Source organism: Rudanella paleaurantiibacter (assembly GCF_009184635.1).
In the GTDB taxonomy this organism is placed as follows: Bacteria; Bacteroidota; Bacteroidia; order Cytophagales; family Spirosomataceae; genus Rudanella; species Rudanella paleaurantiibacter.
The window spans coordinates 334,221-349,322 of record NZ_WELI01000001.1 but is presented as its reverse complement, the minus strand read 5'-3'; the positions used below and the strand labels follow the sequence as shown (position 1 = coordinate 349,322).

General features: G+C 55.0%; 12 protein-coding genes. 5 read left to right on the top strand and 7 right to left on the bottom strand.

The window, feature by feature from the left end:
- Positions 1–23: 23 nt before the first annotated feature.
- From F5984_RS01470 to F5984_RS01450, 5 genes are all read left to right on the top strand, one after another.
- A complete protein-coding gene (locus F5984_RS01470) occupies positions 24–827 on the top strand; it encodes a WecB/TagA/CpsF family glycosyltransferase (RefSeq protein WP_185155385.1) in 804 nt (267 codons plus the stop codon).
- Positions 824–1,753, top strand: coding sequence for a glycosyltransferase family protein (locus F5984_RS01465; protein WP_152122138.1), 930 nt, complete (start codon positions 824–826; stop codon positions 1,751–1,753). Before F5984_RS01470 ends, F5984_RS01465 begins: the two co-directional genes overlap by 4 nt.
- Before the next feature lie 23 nt (positions 1,754–1,776).
- Positions 1,777–3,276 (top strand): capsule assembly Wzi family protein, encoded by a 1,500-nt coding sequence (locus F5984_RS01460; RefSeq protein ID WP_152122135.1) that lies wholly within the window; start codon positions 1,777–1,779, stop codon positions 3,274–3,276.
- Positions 3,277–3,279: 3 nt separating this feature from the next.
- The gene (locus tag F5984_RS01455) at positions 3,280–4,473 is read left to right on the top strand and encodes a glycosyltransferase family 4 protein (protein ID WP_152122133.1); all 1,194 of its coding nucleotides are present in this window, start codon (positions 3,280–3,282) and stop codon (positions 4,471–4,473) included.
- Between the two features lie 528 nt (positions 4,474–5,001).
- Positions 5,002–6,420, top strand: a complete 1,419-nt coding sequence (locus F5984_RS01450; protein ID WP_152122131.1) for a glycosyl hydrolase family 28-related protein — start codon at positions 5,002–5,004, stop codon at positions 6,418–6,420.
- A gap of 158 nt (positions 6,421–6,578) precedes the next feature.
- Here F5984_RS01450 and F5984_RS01445 read toward each other — a convergent pair whose 3' ends face one another.
- From F5984_RS01445 to F5984_RS01415, 7 genes are all read right to left on the bottom strand, one after another.
- Positions 6,579–7,475 (bottom strand): glycosyltransferase family 2 protein, encoded by an 897-nt coding sequence (locus F5984_RS01445; protein WP_152122130.1) that lies wholly within the window; start codon positions 7,473–7,475, stop codon positions 6,579–6,581.
- The gene (locus F5984_RS01440) at positions 7,447–8,838 is read right to left on the bottom strand and encodes a hypothetical protein (RefSeq protein ID WP_152122128.1); all 1,392 of its coding nucleotides are present in this window, start codon (positions 8,836–8,838) and stop codon (positions 7,447–7,449) included. The genes F5984_RS01445 and F5984_RS01440 overlap by 29 nt, the downstream gene beginning before the upstream one ends.
- Positions 8,835–9,464: an acyltransferase gene (locus F5984_RS01435; RefSeq protein WP_152122126.1), complete on the bottom strand. Its 630-nt coding sequence runs from the start codon at positions 9,462–9,464 to the stop codon at positions 8,835–8,837. Before F5984_RS01435 ends, F5984_RS01440 begins: the two co-directional genes overlap by 4 nt.
- Positions 9,461–10,852, bottom strand: coding sequence for a lipopolysaccharide biosynthesis protein (locus F5984_RS01430; RefSeq protein ID WP_152122124.1), 1,392 nt, complete (start codon positions 10,850–10,852; stop codon positions 9,461–9,463). The genes F5984_RS01435 and F5984_RS01430 overlap by 4 nt, the downstream gene beginning before the upstream one ends.
- 252 nt (positions 10,853–11,104) lie before the next feature.
- Positions 11,105–11,785 (bottom strand): sugar transferase, encoded by a 681-nt coding sequence (locus tag F5984_RS01425; RefSeq protein ID WP_246168766.1) that lies wholly within the window; start codon positions 11,783–11,785, stop codon positions 11,105–11,107.
- A gap of 54 nt (positions 11,786–11,839) precedes the next feature.
- Positions 11,840–14,161, bottom strand: coding sequence for a GumC family protein (locus F5984_RS01420; protein WP_152122122.1), 2,322 nt, complete (start codon positions 14,159–14,161; stop codon positions 11,840–11,842).
- A 14-nt stretch (positions 14,162–14,175) separates the two neighbouring features.
- Positions 14,176–14,976 (bottom strand): polysaccharide biosynthesis/export family protein, encoded by an 801-nt coding sequence (locus F5984_RS01415; protein ID WP_044129382.1) that lies wholly within the window; start codon positions 14,974–14,976, stop codon positions 14,176–14,178.
- Between the last annotated feature and the right edge of the window lie 126 nt (positions 14,977–15,102).

The following is a 15,102-nucleotide window of genomic DNA, read 5'->3' as shown; positions in this document are numbered from 1 at the left end:
AACCAAAAACGATAAATCACTCAATGTCCAGTTTTACAAACGGTTCGCCCATACGCGCTCAACAGCCCGAACGAGCGCCCGTAATTAGCCTCAACGTCTCCCTCGGCTCGTACGACCACATTCGGGAGTCGATTATCCGGGCCGCTCAACAGGGCGAGTCGCGGACGGTCTGCTTTGCCAACGTGCACATGACCATTGAAGGCCAACAAAAGAAAGAGTTTGCCGAACTGGTCAACGGGGCCGACTGGGTGTGTGCCGATGGCGTACCCCTGACCTGGGCTATCCGGCTGCAACGCCAGATTCGGCAGGATCGGGTGGCCGGTATCGATATGCTACCCGACCTGGTTCGGCGGGCAGCCGACGAGAGCCTGCCGGTCTTTTTCTACGGTTCCACGCCCGATGTACTGGCCAAAACGGTAGCCGTTTGCCAGGAACGGCACCCCAACCTGCAGATTGCCGGCGTTTTGTCGCCCCCGTTTCGGCCGCTCACCCCGGCCGAGGAAGAAGCGACCATTGACCAGATCAACGCGTCGGGTGCCCGGCTGGTGTTTGTAGCCCTCGGATGCCCCAAGCAGGAACGCTGGATGGCGCAAATGCGGGGTCGTATTGGGGCCGTGCTGCTCGGTATTGGCGGGGCGCTCCCCATTCTGGCCGGGGTGCAGTCGCGGTCGCCCCTTTGGATGCAGCAAAACGGGCTCGAATGGGCCTACCGGCTGGCTATGGAGCCCCGGCGGCTGTTTAAACGCTATGCCGTGACCAACTCGCTGTTTCTGTTGCACCTGGCCCGGCACTCGTTCCGACTCATGCTTAACCCGCAACGCTCATGAACGCACCTCATTCGTTAGCCCCGATTGTGTTGTTTGGCTATAAACGCCCCGCCGAAATTCAACAGACGCTCGACGCCCTGCGGGCTAATTATCTGGCTTCCCAGAGCGATTTGCATGTGTTTATCGATGGACCTAAAAAACCCGCCGATGAGCCTAAAGTAGCAGCCGTGCGGGCTATTGTCGACGCGGTTGATGGATTCCGAAACGTGTATCGGCACTATGCCTCCGAAAACCGAGGGTTAGCCACCTCGGTCATTACGGGCGTATCGGCCGTGATGGCGCAGTATGGCAAGGTTATCGTACTGGAAGACGACCTGCTTACTACGCCCAACTTCCTCGATTACATGAACAGCGCACTCACGCACTACGCGCATGAGCCGCAGCTGTTTTCTATTTCTGGCTATACCTTTCCGTTTACCAAACCCGCCCATTATCCGTTTGATGCGTACGTATTTCCCCGCACGAGTTCGTGGGGGTGGGCTACCTGGGCCGACCGGTGGGCCAAGGCCGACTGGTCAGTAGCCGATTATGATGAGTTTGTGGCCGACAAAACCCGTTACCGCCAATTTGCGTACTTCGGCAGCGACCGACCCAGGATGCTCCGGCGCTGGCGCACCAAAGAAATTGACTCGTGGGCCATCCGGTGGTGTTATGCACAAGCCAAACATCAGGGTGTAACCCTCTACCCGACCGTATCGAAAATTCGGAACATCGGTTTCAGCCTCGACTCAACCAACACATCAGGCTATAACCGGTACGAAACCATCCTGGACCCCGGCACCCGGCAAACGTTCACGTTTCCCGATTCGCTCGTTTGCTCCAGCCATTACGTGCGGGGTATGCGGCAGCGGTTTAGCCTGCCCACCCGCCTGACCAGCCGGGTTTTATCGGACCTGACCCGTATGCGCCGACATCTTTCATTTTGACCCTCCGTTTGCAAACTCTCGTAATGAAACGACTTTTCTTCGGTGGCCTCACGGCCATTGCCGCTCTGACTCCTGGCTTCGCGCAACAAATTCCGGACACCACCCAACGGGGGCAACGGGTGTTTGCCGAGGCCGGGGGGCTGGTGGCTTCGGGCTCGTCGACGCCCTTCTGGCTGCGCTCGCGCCAGTACGGAATTGTTCCGCTCAATGCACCAGCCGGTCTGGTACGGGTGGGCGCCGTCCGGTTTCTGGGCGACCCCGACAACCCCAAACAGGTACACCTGAAACTGGGCCTTGAAGCTGTAGGCACAGCCGCGCCCGGTGCCGCCCGGGTGTTGCTCCCCGAGGCTTACGCCAGCGCCCGGCTCGGTGCGTTTGAACTTTATGTCGGCAAACGGCGCGAGGTGTTTGGCCTGGGCGACACCCTGCTGACATCGGGTAGCTACGCCTGGTCGGGCAATGCAATGCCGATTCCGAAACTACAGATTGGCACGCGGGGGTTTGTGCCCGTGGGCTTCACCAAAGGGATTCTGGCGGTGTCGGCCCTGTACGCGCATGGCTGGTTTAGTAACACCGACTCGGTGCAGGGGTCATTTCTGCATCAGAAAGCCCTGTTTGGCCGAGTCAGCCTGTTTCGCAACCGGGTTCGGCTGTTTGGGGGCGTCACGCACCATGCGCAATGGGGTGGCCGGTCCGAAGCCGTGGGAAAACTCGCGCCCGGTGGTCGGCTCCCCAGCTCGCTCCGCGATTACTGGCGGGTCATCACCGTAGATCAGCCCCCGGCCAGCGACTCGGCCCAGTACAGCCAGTTTGACCTGCTCAACCGGGTAGGCAACCACCTCGGCTCTATCGACGTGGCCCTCGAACTGGCCGGTAGCCGGGCCAACTGGTATCTGTACTACCAGCACCCGTTCGAAGACAAATCGGGGGTAGCCATGCAAAATATGCCCGACGGGCTGTACGGCCTGCGGTGGCGCAACGCGGCTCCCGAGATCGGCACGGGGTTTCGGCTGCAGCAGGTTACGGCCGAACTCCTGACCACCATGAATCAGGGCGGATTTACCATCGACACTAAAAACCGGCAGTACGACGGAGCCGACGACTATTTCAATAATTATCAGTACCGCGACGGCTGGACCCATCAGCAGCGGGTACTGGGAACGCCATTTCTGACACGTTACCTCGACACCCGCCCCGACCTGCGCGATTTGCGCGGGGGGTTCGGTCGTATGATGATCAGCAACAACCGGGTACAGGTGCTGCACCTGGGGTTGCTGGGCGGCTGGCCTTCGGGTGTACAGGTACGGGCGCTAGTGTCGCACAGCCGCAACTTTGGTCGCCCTATCTGGCACGACCCCCGTACCCCGCGCACGCAACTATCGGGCATGGCCGAGGTACTGGTACCCGTGCGGTGGGGCACGCAGTCGCAGGTACGGCTCACCGTAGCCGCCGACGAAGGGCGTTGGCTCAGCAACAGTTTGGGGGCCATGCTCAGTTTTCGTACTCTTTTATCCCAACGTTGACGTATGCGGATTCTCTTTATTCATAATTACTACCAGCAACGCGGTGGCGAAGACGTCATTTTCGAACAGGAAGTGGATGCGCTGCGGCAGGCTGGCCTACCGGTCGAAACGGTTACGTTTACCAACGAAGGGTTCGATGGGTCATTGCTGGGCAATCTGAGCGGAGCTATCCGGTCGCTGCACCATAGTGGATCGGCCCGGCGGGTTAACGAAGCGCTCGACCGGTTCAAACCCGATGTGGTGCACATTCACAACCTGTTTTACACGGCCTCGCCGGGGGTAATTGATACCATCAAGAAACGGGGCATTCCGATTGTGATGACCCTGCATAACTACCGCCTGGTGTGCGTGGGGGGGATGCTGATGCGGCCCACCGAGGTGCCCTGCGAACGCTGCCTCACCCAAACGCTTCCGCTCGATGGAATCCGGTTTGGGTGCTTCCGCGACTCGAAGGTGCAGTCGGCCCAACTCACGGCCATCACGGGCCTGCATAAGCTCATGGGCACCTGGCAACGTATCGACCGGTTTATCAACCTCACCGAGTTTGGCCGGAAAAAGATACTCCAGTCGTCGCTAAAACTCAGACCGGAGCAGGTAGTCGTCAAACCCAATTTTGTGCCCGATCTGGGGTACTCCGGCCCCGAACACCGGGAGGATTTTTTCCTGTACGTAGGCCGACTATCCCCCGAGAAAGGGATTCAGACCCTGATCGACGCAGCCCGACTGGGCACTCACCCCATCCGGATTGTGGGCGATGGTCCCCTCCGGCCCCTGGTTGAGCAGGCAGCCGCCGAACTCCCGCATCTGCAATATATTGGCAAGCTACCCCGCGAAGAAGCCGCCGAACAACTGAAACGTTGCCGGGCGTTTGTGATTACGTCTATCTGTTACGAAGGCCTCCCGACTACCATGCTCGAAGCCTTTGCCACCGGAACGCCCATTGTTACCTCGGATGTCGAGAATCTGCTTACGATTATCCGGCACGGTAAACTCGGCACGGCTTTCAAGGCTGGTGACGCTCAATCGCTGCACGAGGCCCTGACACAGACGCGCCAACAACCGCTGACAACCGCCCAGACCGAGTTGCTCTACCACGAATTTCAGGAGCGGTACGCAGCCGACCGCGTACTCGACCAGGTCTTGTCGATTTATGAATCGGTGGTCAAGGAGAATACGTTCGCCCAACGGCCGGCATAGTGTCCAGCTAAAGGCTATCCAATACGCGTAGCTAGCCTCATCATTTACCCCCTAATGTGCTATTCATGCATGTTAGGGGGTTTTGTTTTTATCCATGTTCTTCTGTTTGTAAATCCTGTCCCGCGTCGCTCAGAAGTATAGTCACACGAATAGTAGCCCCAAAAAGTACAATTATTAAAAGCAGATTAACAAGAATGATTATAGGAAAAATACAACCAATACCTCTATGTTAATAGGCAAAAATTCCAAATTTTATTCTTATAAATTATTATAATATAATATATAATTATGTTTTTAATGCCCTATTAAGGCCACAGTCAAAATAATAAACTTATTATCATTTATAATAAACAATCATTCGAGATTAAAAATCATTTAATAGTGCAATTTTTAACTGTTCACCCAAACCAGTTTTGTTCAATATCCTGCCAAAAAACCGGCGGATTCTGCAACTCATCGAATTAGCCCCCTCCTCCCCTCATTTAGAGGCCAATTTTGATCAGCCAACGCGCTAAAACGATCAAAAACATGGCCCTCTCTACAGCTAACACCCTTACTCAAGTTCGTCTGACCAGCTCAATGGTCCGCTCAGCGGTACTGGCGATTACGGTACTGATGAGTGGTTTGCTGACGAGCTGCAACCCTACCGCCGACGAAGTGGCTCCGCAAGCCGTAGCTACCCCGGTGGTTGAGACTACCGCAGCACGGGTAAGTGTTCAGATCGACGCGAATGCAGTTGACGTGCGGACGTTCGGCGCAAAGGGCGATGGTCAAACCGACGACACCGAGGCTATCCGGAAGGCCCTGAAAGCCAGTACAGGCAAGCAACTGCTGTTTGGTGCCGGTACGTACAAGCTGTCGCAGGTAATCAAACTGGAGGAGTCGAATGTGGAGCTGGTAGGCGTTGGCGACGCTAAACTCGTAACGGGTGTACGCACCATTTTTGATCTGGGCTCGGTAACGAACGTTTCGTTTGCCAACCTGACGTTTGAAAGCAGCAGCCGCGATGGTAGCACGTACTACTTTGGACTGGTATCGGGCAACCGCAAAGCTATCAAAGGGTTGTCGTTTACGGGGTGTACGTTTACGGCCCCTTACGGTGCTACCTCGGGCATCAAGCTCGTGACCGACGCCGTAGGAGCCTCCGTGAGCGACCTTCGGGTAAACAACTGCACGTTTACCAATCTGGGCAACATGGGTATCGAGATTCAGAACCACCTGACCGACGGCGTGGTTCGGTTCAGCAACATTGAGGTTCGGAACTCGGTATTTCGGAACCTGGGCCTGAACGAAAACAGCGCGTACCACCACGGCATGGCGGTTAGCCTGTCGGGCAAAGGTGGCGAGATTGTCATTGCCAATAACACCATCAGCAATCCGTACGATTTGGGCATTGAGCTGGCCGGAGCCGTTAAAAACGCACAGATTCTGCAAAACGTGTTTACGGCTCTGAACCGCACCAACGTGGAAGGGAATCGCCCAACGGCCATCATCGCCATCTCATCACTGAAAGGTGATTTTCACGAAAACGTGACCATCAGCGGCAATCAGAACACGGGCGCCAACGACAATGCCTACCTGTTTCTGGGTAACATGCTCCGCTCAACCATCGAAAACAACACGTTCAATACGAGCCTGTTTGTACAAATCCGCAACGTATCGGACAGCCGTTTCCACAACAACCGGATCACGAGCCGGGGCGCCTGCGCCGTTAGCATTGAGTCGACGAGCTTCGACTGCCAGAACAATAGCTTCACCAACAGTACCATTAGCTGTGAGCAAAGCAAATCGGCAGCGGCCATTGTGAAATTCACGGGTGCCAAAACCAGCCGCAACGTAATCAGCAACAGTCAGTTGCACCGCAAAGGCACGTCAACCAAGTTTATGCACGAAAGCGACTCAGCTACGGGTAACGCCCTGAAAGACTGCACGCTGGCCAACAAGTAATCAGAATAAAACCCTACCCAAACGCAACGGGGGCCGATTCGAAAGAGTCGGCCCCCGCTGTCTTTTAGGGGTTAAGGTTTACGCGGATTATCGTTTGGGGCCTCGGGCTGGTTCGGCGCGGGCTATCGTGAAGTCGCTGAACAGGACGGTGTACTCGCTTAGAGCCCGGCTTTGAGCGTACGGGATTTGTACCGGCGCAGGGTGTAGCCGGTAAACATGCGGGCTACATCGAGCAGAAAGTAAAGCAAATGGGTTGGTGAGTGCCGGAGGGCAAAATAGAACCGGGGCTTGAGGTAGGTAGACGACCGCATGGAGAACATCCCCCGGACAAACTGCCCCAACGATAGCGTTCCTTTCACATCGAGGCCAGTAGCGTGTACGTGCTCGCGCACAACGGCCAAAACCGATACCATAAGCGGGAAACCGGCCTTGTGCGCACGAACGCTAAACTCAATATCCGCCATGTAGTGCGTAAACCGGCGCGAATCGAACAGGCCAATCTCGTGCAACACCCGAAACGGAATCAGTACACCCCGACCCGGCAAACTATCTGAACGCAGGGCCGTTGGGCCGCTTTTCAGGCGGCTGTACTGATTCTGATACTGCTGACTGGCCAGATCGACCTCACCCGTCCAGCGCAGGTTTACACGGGTACCAGCGTATTCGAGCCGGGCCGGGTTGGCCGAATCCACACTTACTGAACCAACCAGACAGGGGCCGTGCTCGCGGTACGTAGCCAGCAGCTGCGCCACGTAATCGGGACCCACCTCGGTATCGTCGTTGAGGGTCAGGATAAAGTTTTCTTCGTTGGCGGGAGCCTTATGAAACGCGTACCGGATACCTACATTGGTGGCTTCGGTCCACCAAAGGTTACCATCGCCTTTGAGCAGCACGGCTTCGGGAAACTCGGTCTGCACCATGGCGTCGGTACCATCGGTAGAGCCATCGTCTACAATAATTGTCTGCACCGACGGGTACGTTTGCCCGCGCAGGCATTGCAGGCAGGTACGGGTGTACTGTTTGCGGTTATGAACGGGAATAACGACGTAAATCATGACGAACAAGATAAGGTACGGCAGGCTGAGGGCTCTTTCGGCCCAAAATCAGATTGAAAACAGACAACAGGGCATACAGATAAGCCAGTACGGTGAGGCACCCGCCCCAAACGGATAGCTGCCCGAACACGGTCAGGAGCGTAAGGCCGTACACGGTAGCCAGCATCACCAGATGGCTAAACCGACCCGCTCTGAGCAGGGCATTGCCCAAGGCACTGATCCCGTACCCGATGAGAACCATCAGCAACAGACCGGCAAAATCATAGGCGAAATACACTTCCGAAATCAGGCCCGTTCGGATACCGAGCGCATTGTTATCGTCGAAGAGTTTCATCCAGGCGGTGGCACTATCCTGGCTAATCAGCTCGGTCTTGTCGAAACCCGCCAACCGAATCAGCGACGAATTAAGCATTTGACCGAGGGTACTCGTGAGCAGGTCATAGTTGGCAATATCGCCCGGCCCGAAGCTATTGACGGTTCGGATGTACTCCCGAAACTCGACGCCCACGGGTAAACCCTGACTCGAATATTTACCCACGTCGCTGTTACCGAGCCGGACACTTTGAAGACCACTATACATGACAAGCGCAAACAAACCCGCCACAATCATGCCTTTGTTGATCCGAAAGCTGCGGGTTGTCATCTGCTCGTAGACCATGATGGCCAGGATTGTCAGCAGGAGAAAGAGCCGCTTGCTATCGAACGACATAATCAGGACTACCACCAGCAATATCAATCCCCAGAGAACCTTGGCCATCAGAGCCCGGCTCATGCGTAGTTTGCGGTACACCACCAGCGCACTGACACAGTTGTAGAGGCCATAGCCATAAATGTAGCCGTACTGAATCTCGTACATGCTGTCGGTAATGTCTTTACCAGCCAGAAGCGGAATAAAACCAATGTTGCTGTAGATAATGGCAATCCAGATAAACGGATACGCCACAAAGCCGTACTCCAGATACCCCAGGTCGTACGACACCGAGGTGTGCATAGCTTTATGAATGGCTCCGTGAATTCGCTGCGGGTTGCTTTGTTCGTACAGCAGCATCCCGGCCGACAGAGCCGCCAGAAAGAGGGCGTAGATAAGGCAACCCTCAGCCTGCGCGATATAATACGGGTTGTGTTCGTAGTACGAGAGAATGAACGTTTCGCCAACCAGCAACCACGCTACCCAAACCGACAGGAAGAAGCGGGTAAAGAAATTACGGAGGGTAAAAATGGCAATAATGGGTAGTAAGAGGGGCAAATGACTCTCTACCGATGGGTACAGGTACGATTCGCCAAACCCGAAGTAAAGTTCGAGAGCGTACGGGAAAGCCAGTACCCCCGCGTACATGAGCAATATGTAAGGTAGATTCTTCATTGGTCGACGGCTTTGATAAACTTGGCCGGGTTACCAGCCCAGATTTCGTAGGGGGGAACATTGCGCGACACCACCGACCCGGCCCCGATCACGGCCCCCCGGCCAATGGTCACGCCTTTCAGAATAGTCGAGTGGGCGCCAATAAACACATCGTCTTCGATGCGTACCGGCTTTTTGGCGGCCTGTTCGGCGTGGGAGCCCCGGCGTCGGCCCTCGGCCGTAATCGGGTGAAAATCGGTATCGTAAATGGCGGTGTTGCCCCCGATCAGTACATGATTGCCAATACTGATGCCGCAGTGGCAGATCAGGGCCGTTCCACTCATACCTACGTGGTTACCAATGGTAATTATCCCGCCGTAGTTGGCCACAAACATGCACCGCTGTTGCCGCCCTATCCGGTTGTAATTCAGCCCGTTGTTGAGCGACACATTATCACCCATACGCATAGACGCCGGGTGCCGAATGTCGACAATGGATACGCCGTTGCTGCGAAAATTGGCTCCGTATTCCACCATATTGGCCCGGAGTAGCAGCTTACTTAGCCCCTGACCGATAGCGCCCCGCACGAGCCGGTATCCGTACCGCACGAGCCGATAGAGGCTATTCAGTAGGGTAGGCTTTTTCATAGCGTTGCCAGTGATTTTTGGTATTCGTACCGGCAACACAGGGTCAGTAAGAGGCACCAGACCGTGCTCACCCACACCACACCCGACAACCCTAATCCCAGCACCTCGATAAACAGGTAGTTGAGCGGGAAAAAGAGAACACAACCAACCGCTGAGACAATCGTAGCCAACCGTAACCGACCCACCGCGTTGGTGTAGTAGTTGTAGTTACTCAGGAGCACATACGCGCCCGAATACACCGTGAAGGCAAACGCCAGCTCAAACGGAATAGTCACCGTATTGCCCAGCCAGATCCGGCACGCGATATTGCTCATCAGGAGCATACCAGCCGCCACTAGTACCGTAGCCACACAGAACTTGTGTAGCCGACTCATAGTACCCGTAATCCAGCGATGGTCACGCTTCAGAAACGCTTCGGCAAAGGCCGACCAGTAGGGCGCAATCACGATGCCGTAGATGGTCGGAATAAGGCTGTAATACTTGGCCGTAACGGCATAGGTAGTCACTTCGGTAGCCGAAAAGTACCGGGCCACCACCAGGCTACCCGACGTAAACATGAGCGTACTCACGAGCTGCAACACAAAAAAGCTACCGCTACGGCTCAGCACCGAGCCAATACGTACACTTGCCCAATGCCCTATGTTGGGCACAAGCCGGGCGTACGTCGTCCGAAACCCATACGCCAGAAAGCCGCCGTACACCACAATAGGCATGAAGCTCTGAATGGCCGAGAATACAAGTAGTGAGTTAACCTGAAAGTAGGCCAGCAGCAGAATCGCGACAAAGCTGATGAGGTTACAGGTCAGCAAACTCACCGATGTCAGGTACACTTTATGGTCAGCGAGCAGCACCCCGTTGTACAGCTTCATCATCATCTGCAACACGTGCCCTACCAGCACCACCCCAAACGCCTGCTGCACACCCGGTTCGTTGATCGAAAGCAGGCTAAGCAACGGGCTGAGCCAACCCATCAGATACGCCACACCAGCCACGCCAACCAATGCCAGCGCAATGAGGGCGGCCGTAGCCACCGCCGAGGCCACCACCTGCCCGGCCCGGTCGGTATCGTCGGCCACAAAACAGGCAATCAGTTCATTGCGCAGGTAATTGATAACCGCCGTTTCGACAATGGCCAACCAGTTGACCATCGAAAACAACACCATCCAGATTCCGAACTCATGCCGCGAGAGCGTCTGAATAGCCAGCGGAATAAACAGAAACGTAACGGCTATACTCAGAAACCGAACCCCAAACGAAACCACAATGCTCCGGTTGATTTTCGATTCGAGTGCCGCACCGGAGGGTGCGGCACTGGAGGGTGCCGCACCGTCTACCACATTGGCAGGTCGTTGCAGGCGAAACCGAAGCGCATGAATTACGGCGAACATGAAAAGCTTTCGTGTTTTTCGGAACGGCAATCAATGCCTTTCCGGGTTATATCGCAGTCTGATACCTGCGTGTTTTACTTGATCGTAGCGGACGACCACCCCCTAACCCCCTCCTTGAACTAAGGAGGGGGAATTGTACACCACCAACTTGACATATTGAAGGTCACCTGTAGGTAAACTGTCTGTCTGTTTCCCCTCCTGTTTTTCAAGAGGGGGTTAGGGGGTGGTCACTCTCGGCCGGTGGTCCCTCCCCTACCAGGCATTAACATTACCCTTCACCATCGCCTTCACTGTAGCGAGGCATAACTTGACATCGAGCCCCAGCGACTCCCGCCGAACGTACAGCAGATCATAATCAACTCGGTGTTTCATATTGATCAGTTCGCGGGTTTCGCCCCGTGCCCCGCGCACCTGCGCCAGGCCCGTAATACCCGGCCGCACCAGATACCGCTTATGATAGCTCGGAATCCGGGTCCAGTACATTTCGTCGTGCTGAATGGCATGCGGCCGGGGCCCTACAATGCTCATATCGCCCCACAGTACATTCAGAAACTGCGGCATTTCATCCAAGTTAGTCCGACGCAAAAACCGGCCAATGGGCGTCACGCGGGAGTCATGCTGTCGGCACTGGGCAAAGTTCCCTTTAGGGTTGTAATACATCGTCCGAAACTTGAGGCACCGAAATACCTGCCCCCGCCTACCCGACCGCACCTGCCTGAACAAACCCGGACCCGGTGAGGTAATCCGGATGATCAGGCATACAATGGGCAGCAGCCACGAAAGCACAAAGAGCGTAACAAGCGAAGCAACCGTAATATCAAACAATCGCTTACCGTATTGCGAATACCAGGATGATTGTAAACCGGTAGCTACCGCATCAACATCACGACGAACGTCGTGAACCTTAGTATAAGTTGAATCGATGGAAAGCATGGGAACAAAACGAAATAATTGGCAGTATAACCCGGAATAAAAAAGAAGTTGGCGCTACGCTCGTTTGCCGGTTCGCGCCGGTTTTTTCTCGTCGTAGTATCCCCCGTAGCCGTAGCTGTTGTAATACGCTTCACCATCACCCACGGCATTCAGAATCACATTGAGTTTCTGGAACCGCTGCTCCCGATACCACGTATCCAGTTGTTTCAGGTACAGTTTGGGCGTTAGGTCGTGGCGCACCACGTACAGGGTAGCGTCGGCCAATGGGGCAATCAGTTGGGCATCAGTCACCAGACCAATCGGCGGTGAGTCAATCAATACATAATCAAAATGCTCTTTGAGGGCATTAATCAGTTCGGTCAGCTTCGGAGTGCTGAGCAGTTCGGCAGGGTTGGGCGGAATTGGCCCGCTGGTGATGATAAAGTAGTTATCGTGCCCCGGAACCTGCCGCAGAATCTCTTCCACAGTTGCATCACCAATAAGGTAATTGCTGATACCCGACCCGTGGGCAATACCCAGATTTTTGTGCAGCTTGGGTTTCCGAAGGTCCATTTCCAGTACCACCGTCCGGCGGCCAGTCAGGGCCAGGCTGGCACCCAGGTTGAGCGAGATAAACGACTTTCCTTCACCACTGATGCTCGACGTGAACAACAGAACCTGACTACGCTCTGCATCGGTCCGCAAAAACTGGAGATTGGTTCGCAGCGTCCGGATTTGTTCGGCCAAAACCGACTGGCTCCGGCTCCGAATCACCATAGCCTCCCCATTTTTGTTCTTGACCAACTCGCCCAGAATCGGGGCCTGCGTCTGATCTTCCACATCGGCCCGGCGCAATACCCGGTTGTTGAGTGCATCGCGGCCCGCAATCACCCCAATGGGCAGCAGCAAACCCAGCAAACCAAACACCAGGAAGAAAAACCGCCGAACCGGCTTAATGGGCAGGTTACCCGCGCGGGCAGCATCAATCGTGCGGCTATCCGAAATAGTCGAGGCAAACGAAACGGCTGTTTCTTCACGCTTCTGAAGCAGGTAGGTGTACAGCCCGTTCTTGATCGACTGCTGCCGGGTAATATCCAGCAACGACCGCTCCTTGGCCGGAATCGTCCGAATCATGCTTTCCATGCGACCATTGTTGGCCATCAGCTGCTGTTGCGTACTCGCCAGCTGCTTCTTCATGGTTTCTACATTCTCCGTAATGTTGGTACGGGTTTCTTTGATCTGCCCGTCGAGGGTTTGTACAATCGGGTTCAGCTCCGAGGTAGTCCGCACGGCCTGCTCCCGCTTCAGTTCCAGCTCCGACAGCCGGTTTACCATCCCCAGCAATACCGGGTCGGCCAGGCCGAGGGTAGCCGGGGCCAACCCCTGACTGCTCGACTGACTCTTCAGATACCGGTCCAGGTCGTTGAGGGCGCTCATCTGAATCTTTACCTGATTCATCTGTACGTCGTTCTGCTGCACTGTGGCCAGAAAATTCTGCGCCTGCGCCCCCAGATCGGTAATTCCCTGGTTCGATTTGTAGCGCTCTACGTCTTTCTCCACCGATGCCAGTTCGCTCGAAATCAGGGCCAGCCGCTCTTCAATAAAGCGCAGGGTGTTAGCCGCCATCTTGTTTTTGTCGGCAATGGCCGCCTGATTGTATTCTTCGATCAACTCATTCAGCATGGCCTCACCCCGGTGCGGCACAGCATCTTCGAGGGTCAGCATAATCACACTCGATGCCTTTGAGGTTGGCTCGGCCTTGAGCTTCTTCAAAAAGTCGGTAACGGCTTCGGTTTGCGTCACCACCTGCACCCGAACCGGTTCCGTATTAACCCCCACGGGCTTCCGGTTGAACACCCGCAAACGACCGTAAGGCGTCTGCACACTTTCGTTGAGGGGGTACACCTTCCCGTTGATGTCGACCGTCTGATCCGACAAAAAGGCAAAATTCAGTTCGCTTTCGTACAACTGGGGTGTTGGCTTCTCCACAATCAGCCGAAACGGAGCCTCGTACACTTCGCGGTACCCAAACCGGGTTGGTTTATAATACCGGGTAGTCAGTTGGAGCCGCGACACAATCTTGTCCATCAGTGTGTACGACTTCAAAATCTCGATCTCATTATCGACCACCTTCTTGGGCGTGAAGATTTCGAGTTCTTTCAGCACACTGCTCTGATCAAGGCCTTTCTTTTCGTCCTTAATCAGCAAACTGGCCTGCACTTTATACACCGGTTGCTGATACAACAGGTACACGTAGGCAGCCGCCAGCGCGATAGCCATACTCGCTACAAACCAGGGCCAGTTACGCGCATATCGCATAAGTACCGCCCGTAAGTTTTTCGATTCGCCCTCGACCATCTGGTACGGGACGTAAGAATAAGTTGAGTCGTTGTTCATAGTACTTCTTGAGTTTACCAGCGTGAAGCAATTATGGCCAGAAAGGATAGGGCACTCAGTACAATAGGGGTGATCTGATACACCCGGTCGACACTAGCGACCCGCGCCTTAACGGGTTCTACATACACCACGTCGTTGGGGTGCAGGTAGTAGTAAGGCGACTGAAATACATCGCGCCGGGTCAGGTCGAGCCGCACGGAGGTACGCTTTCCGTTTTCTTCACGGATCACAAGCACATTATCGCGCCGACCGTACACGGTCAGGTCGCCCGCCAGCCCCAGGGCTTCGGGCAATGAAATTTGTTCGTTCGAAATATTGAAGAGCGACGGTCGGGCCACCTCGCCCAGTACCGTAATTCGGAAGTTCAGATTCCGCAGGCTCACCGTTGGCTCTTTGAGATAATCTTTCAGCCGGGTCTGAATCTGACTGGCAGCCTGTACATTGGTCAGGCCCGCTACCGCAACCTTGCCAATCAGGGGCAGGGTAATGGTATTGTCAGGGGCTACCAGATAGCCGTTGTAAGCGGGCAGGGGCGTTGTTGAGTTCAACGTCGACGGGGCGGCTGTAAGCGGCTGTGCCGGGTGCGGATTGAAAAAAGCCGAGGCTTCGGGGTTGAGGCTACTCACCTGTACCGACAGCAGATCACCCGGCCGAATGGTTGCCGAGAAAGGGGCCAAACGGATAGAATCGGGCGTACTCGATATGTCCTGAAAATAGACCAACTGTTTAGGACTCACGCAACCCGACAGCCAGACTAGTAAGAAAAGTCCAGTGATAAATACTCGCTTGCTCACCTCAACAGAAAAACTTGACATATGAATATTAATTATATTAAAAAACAAATTTTATCCCTGCATTTTGGTCAAAACCCCTCAGAATTTTCTTCCAGACAGTCAAAGATAAGGCCCGAACAGGATATATCTAAATTATGACTTTATGTT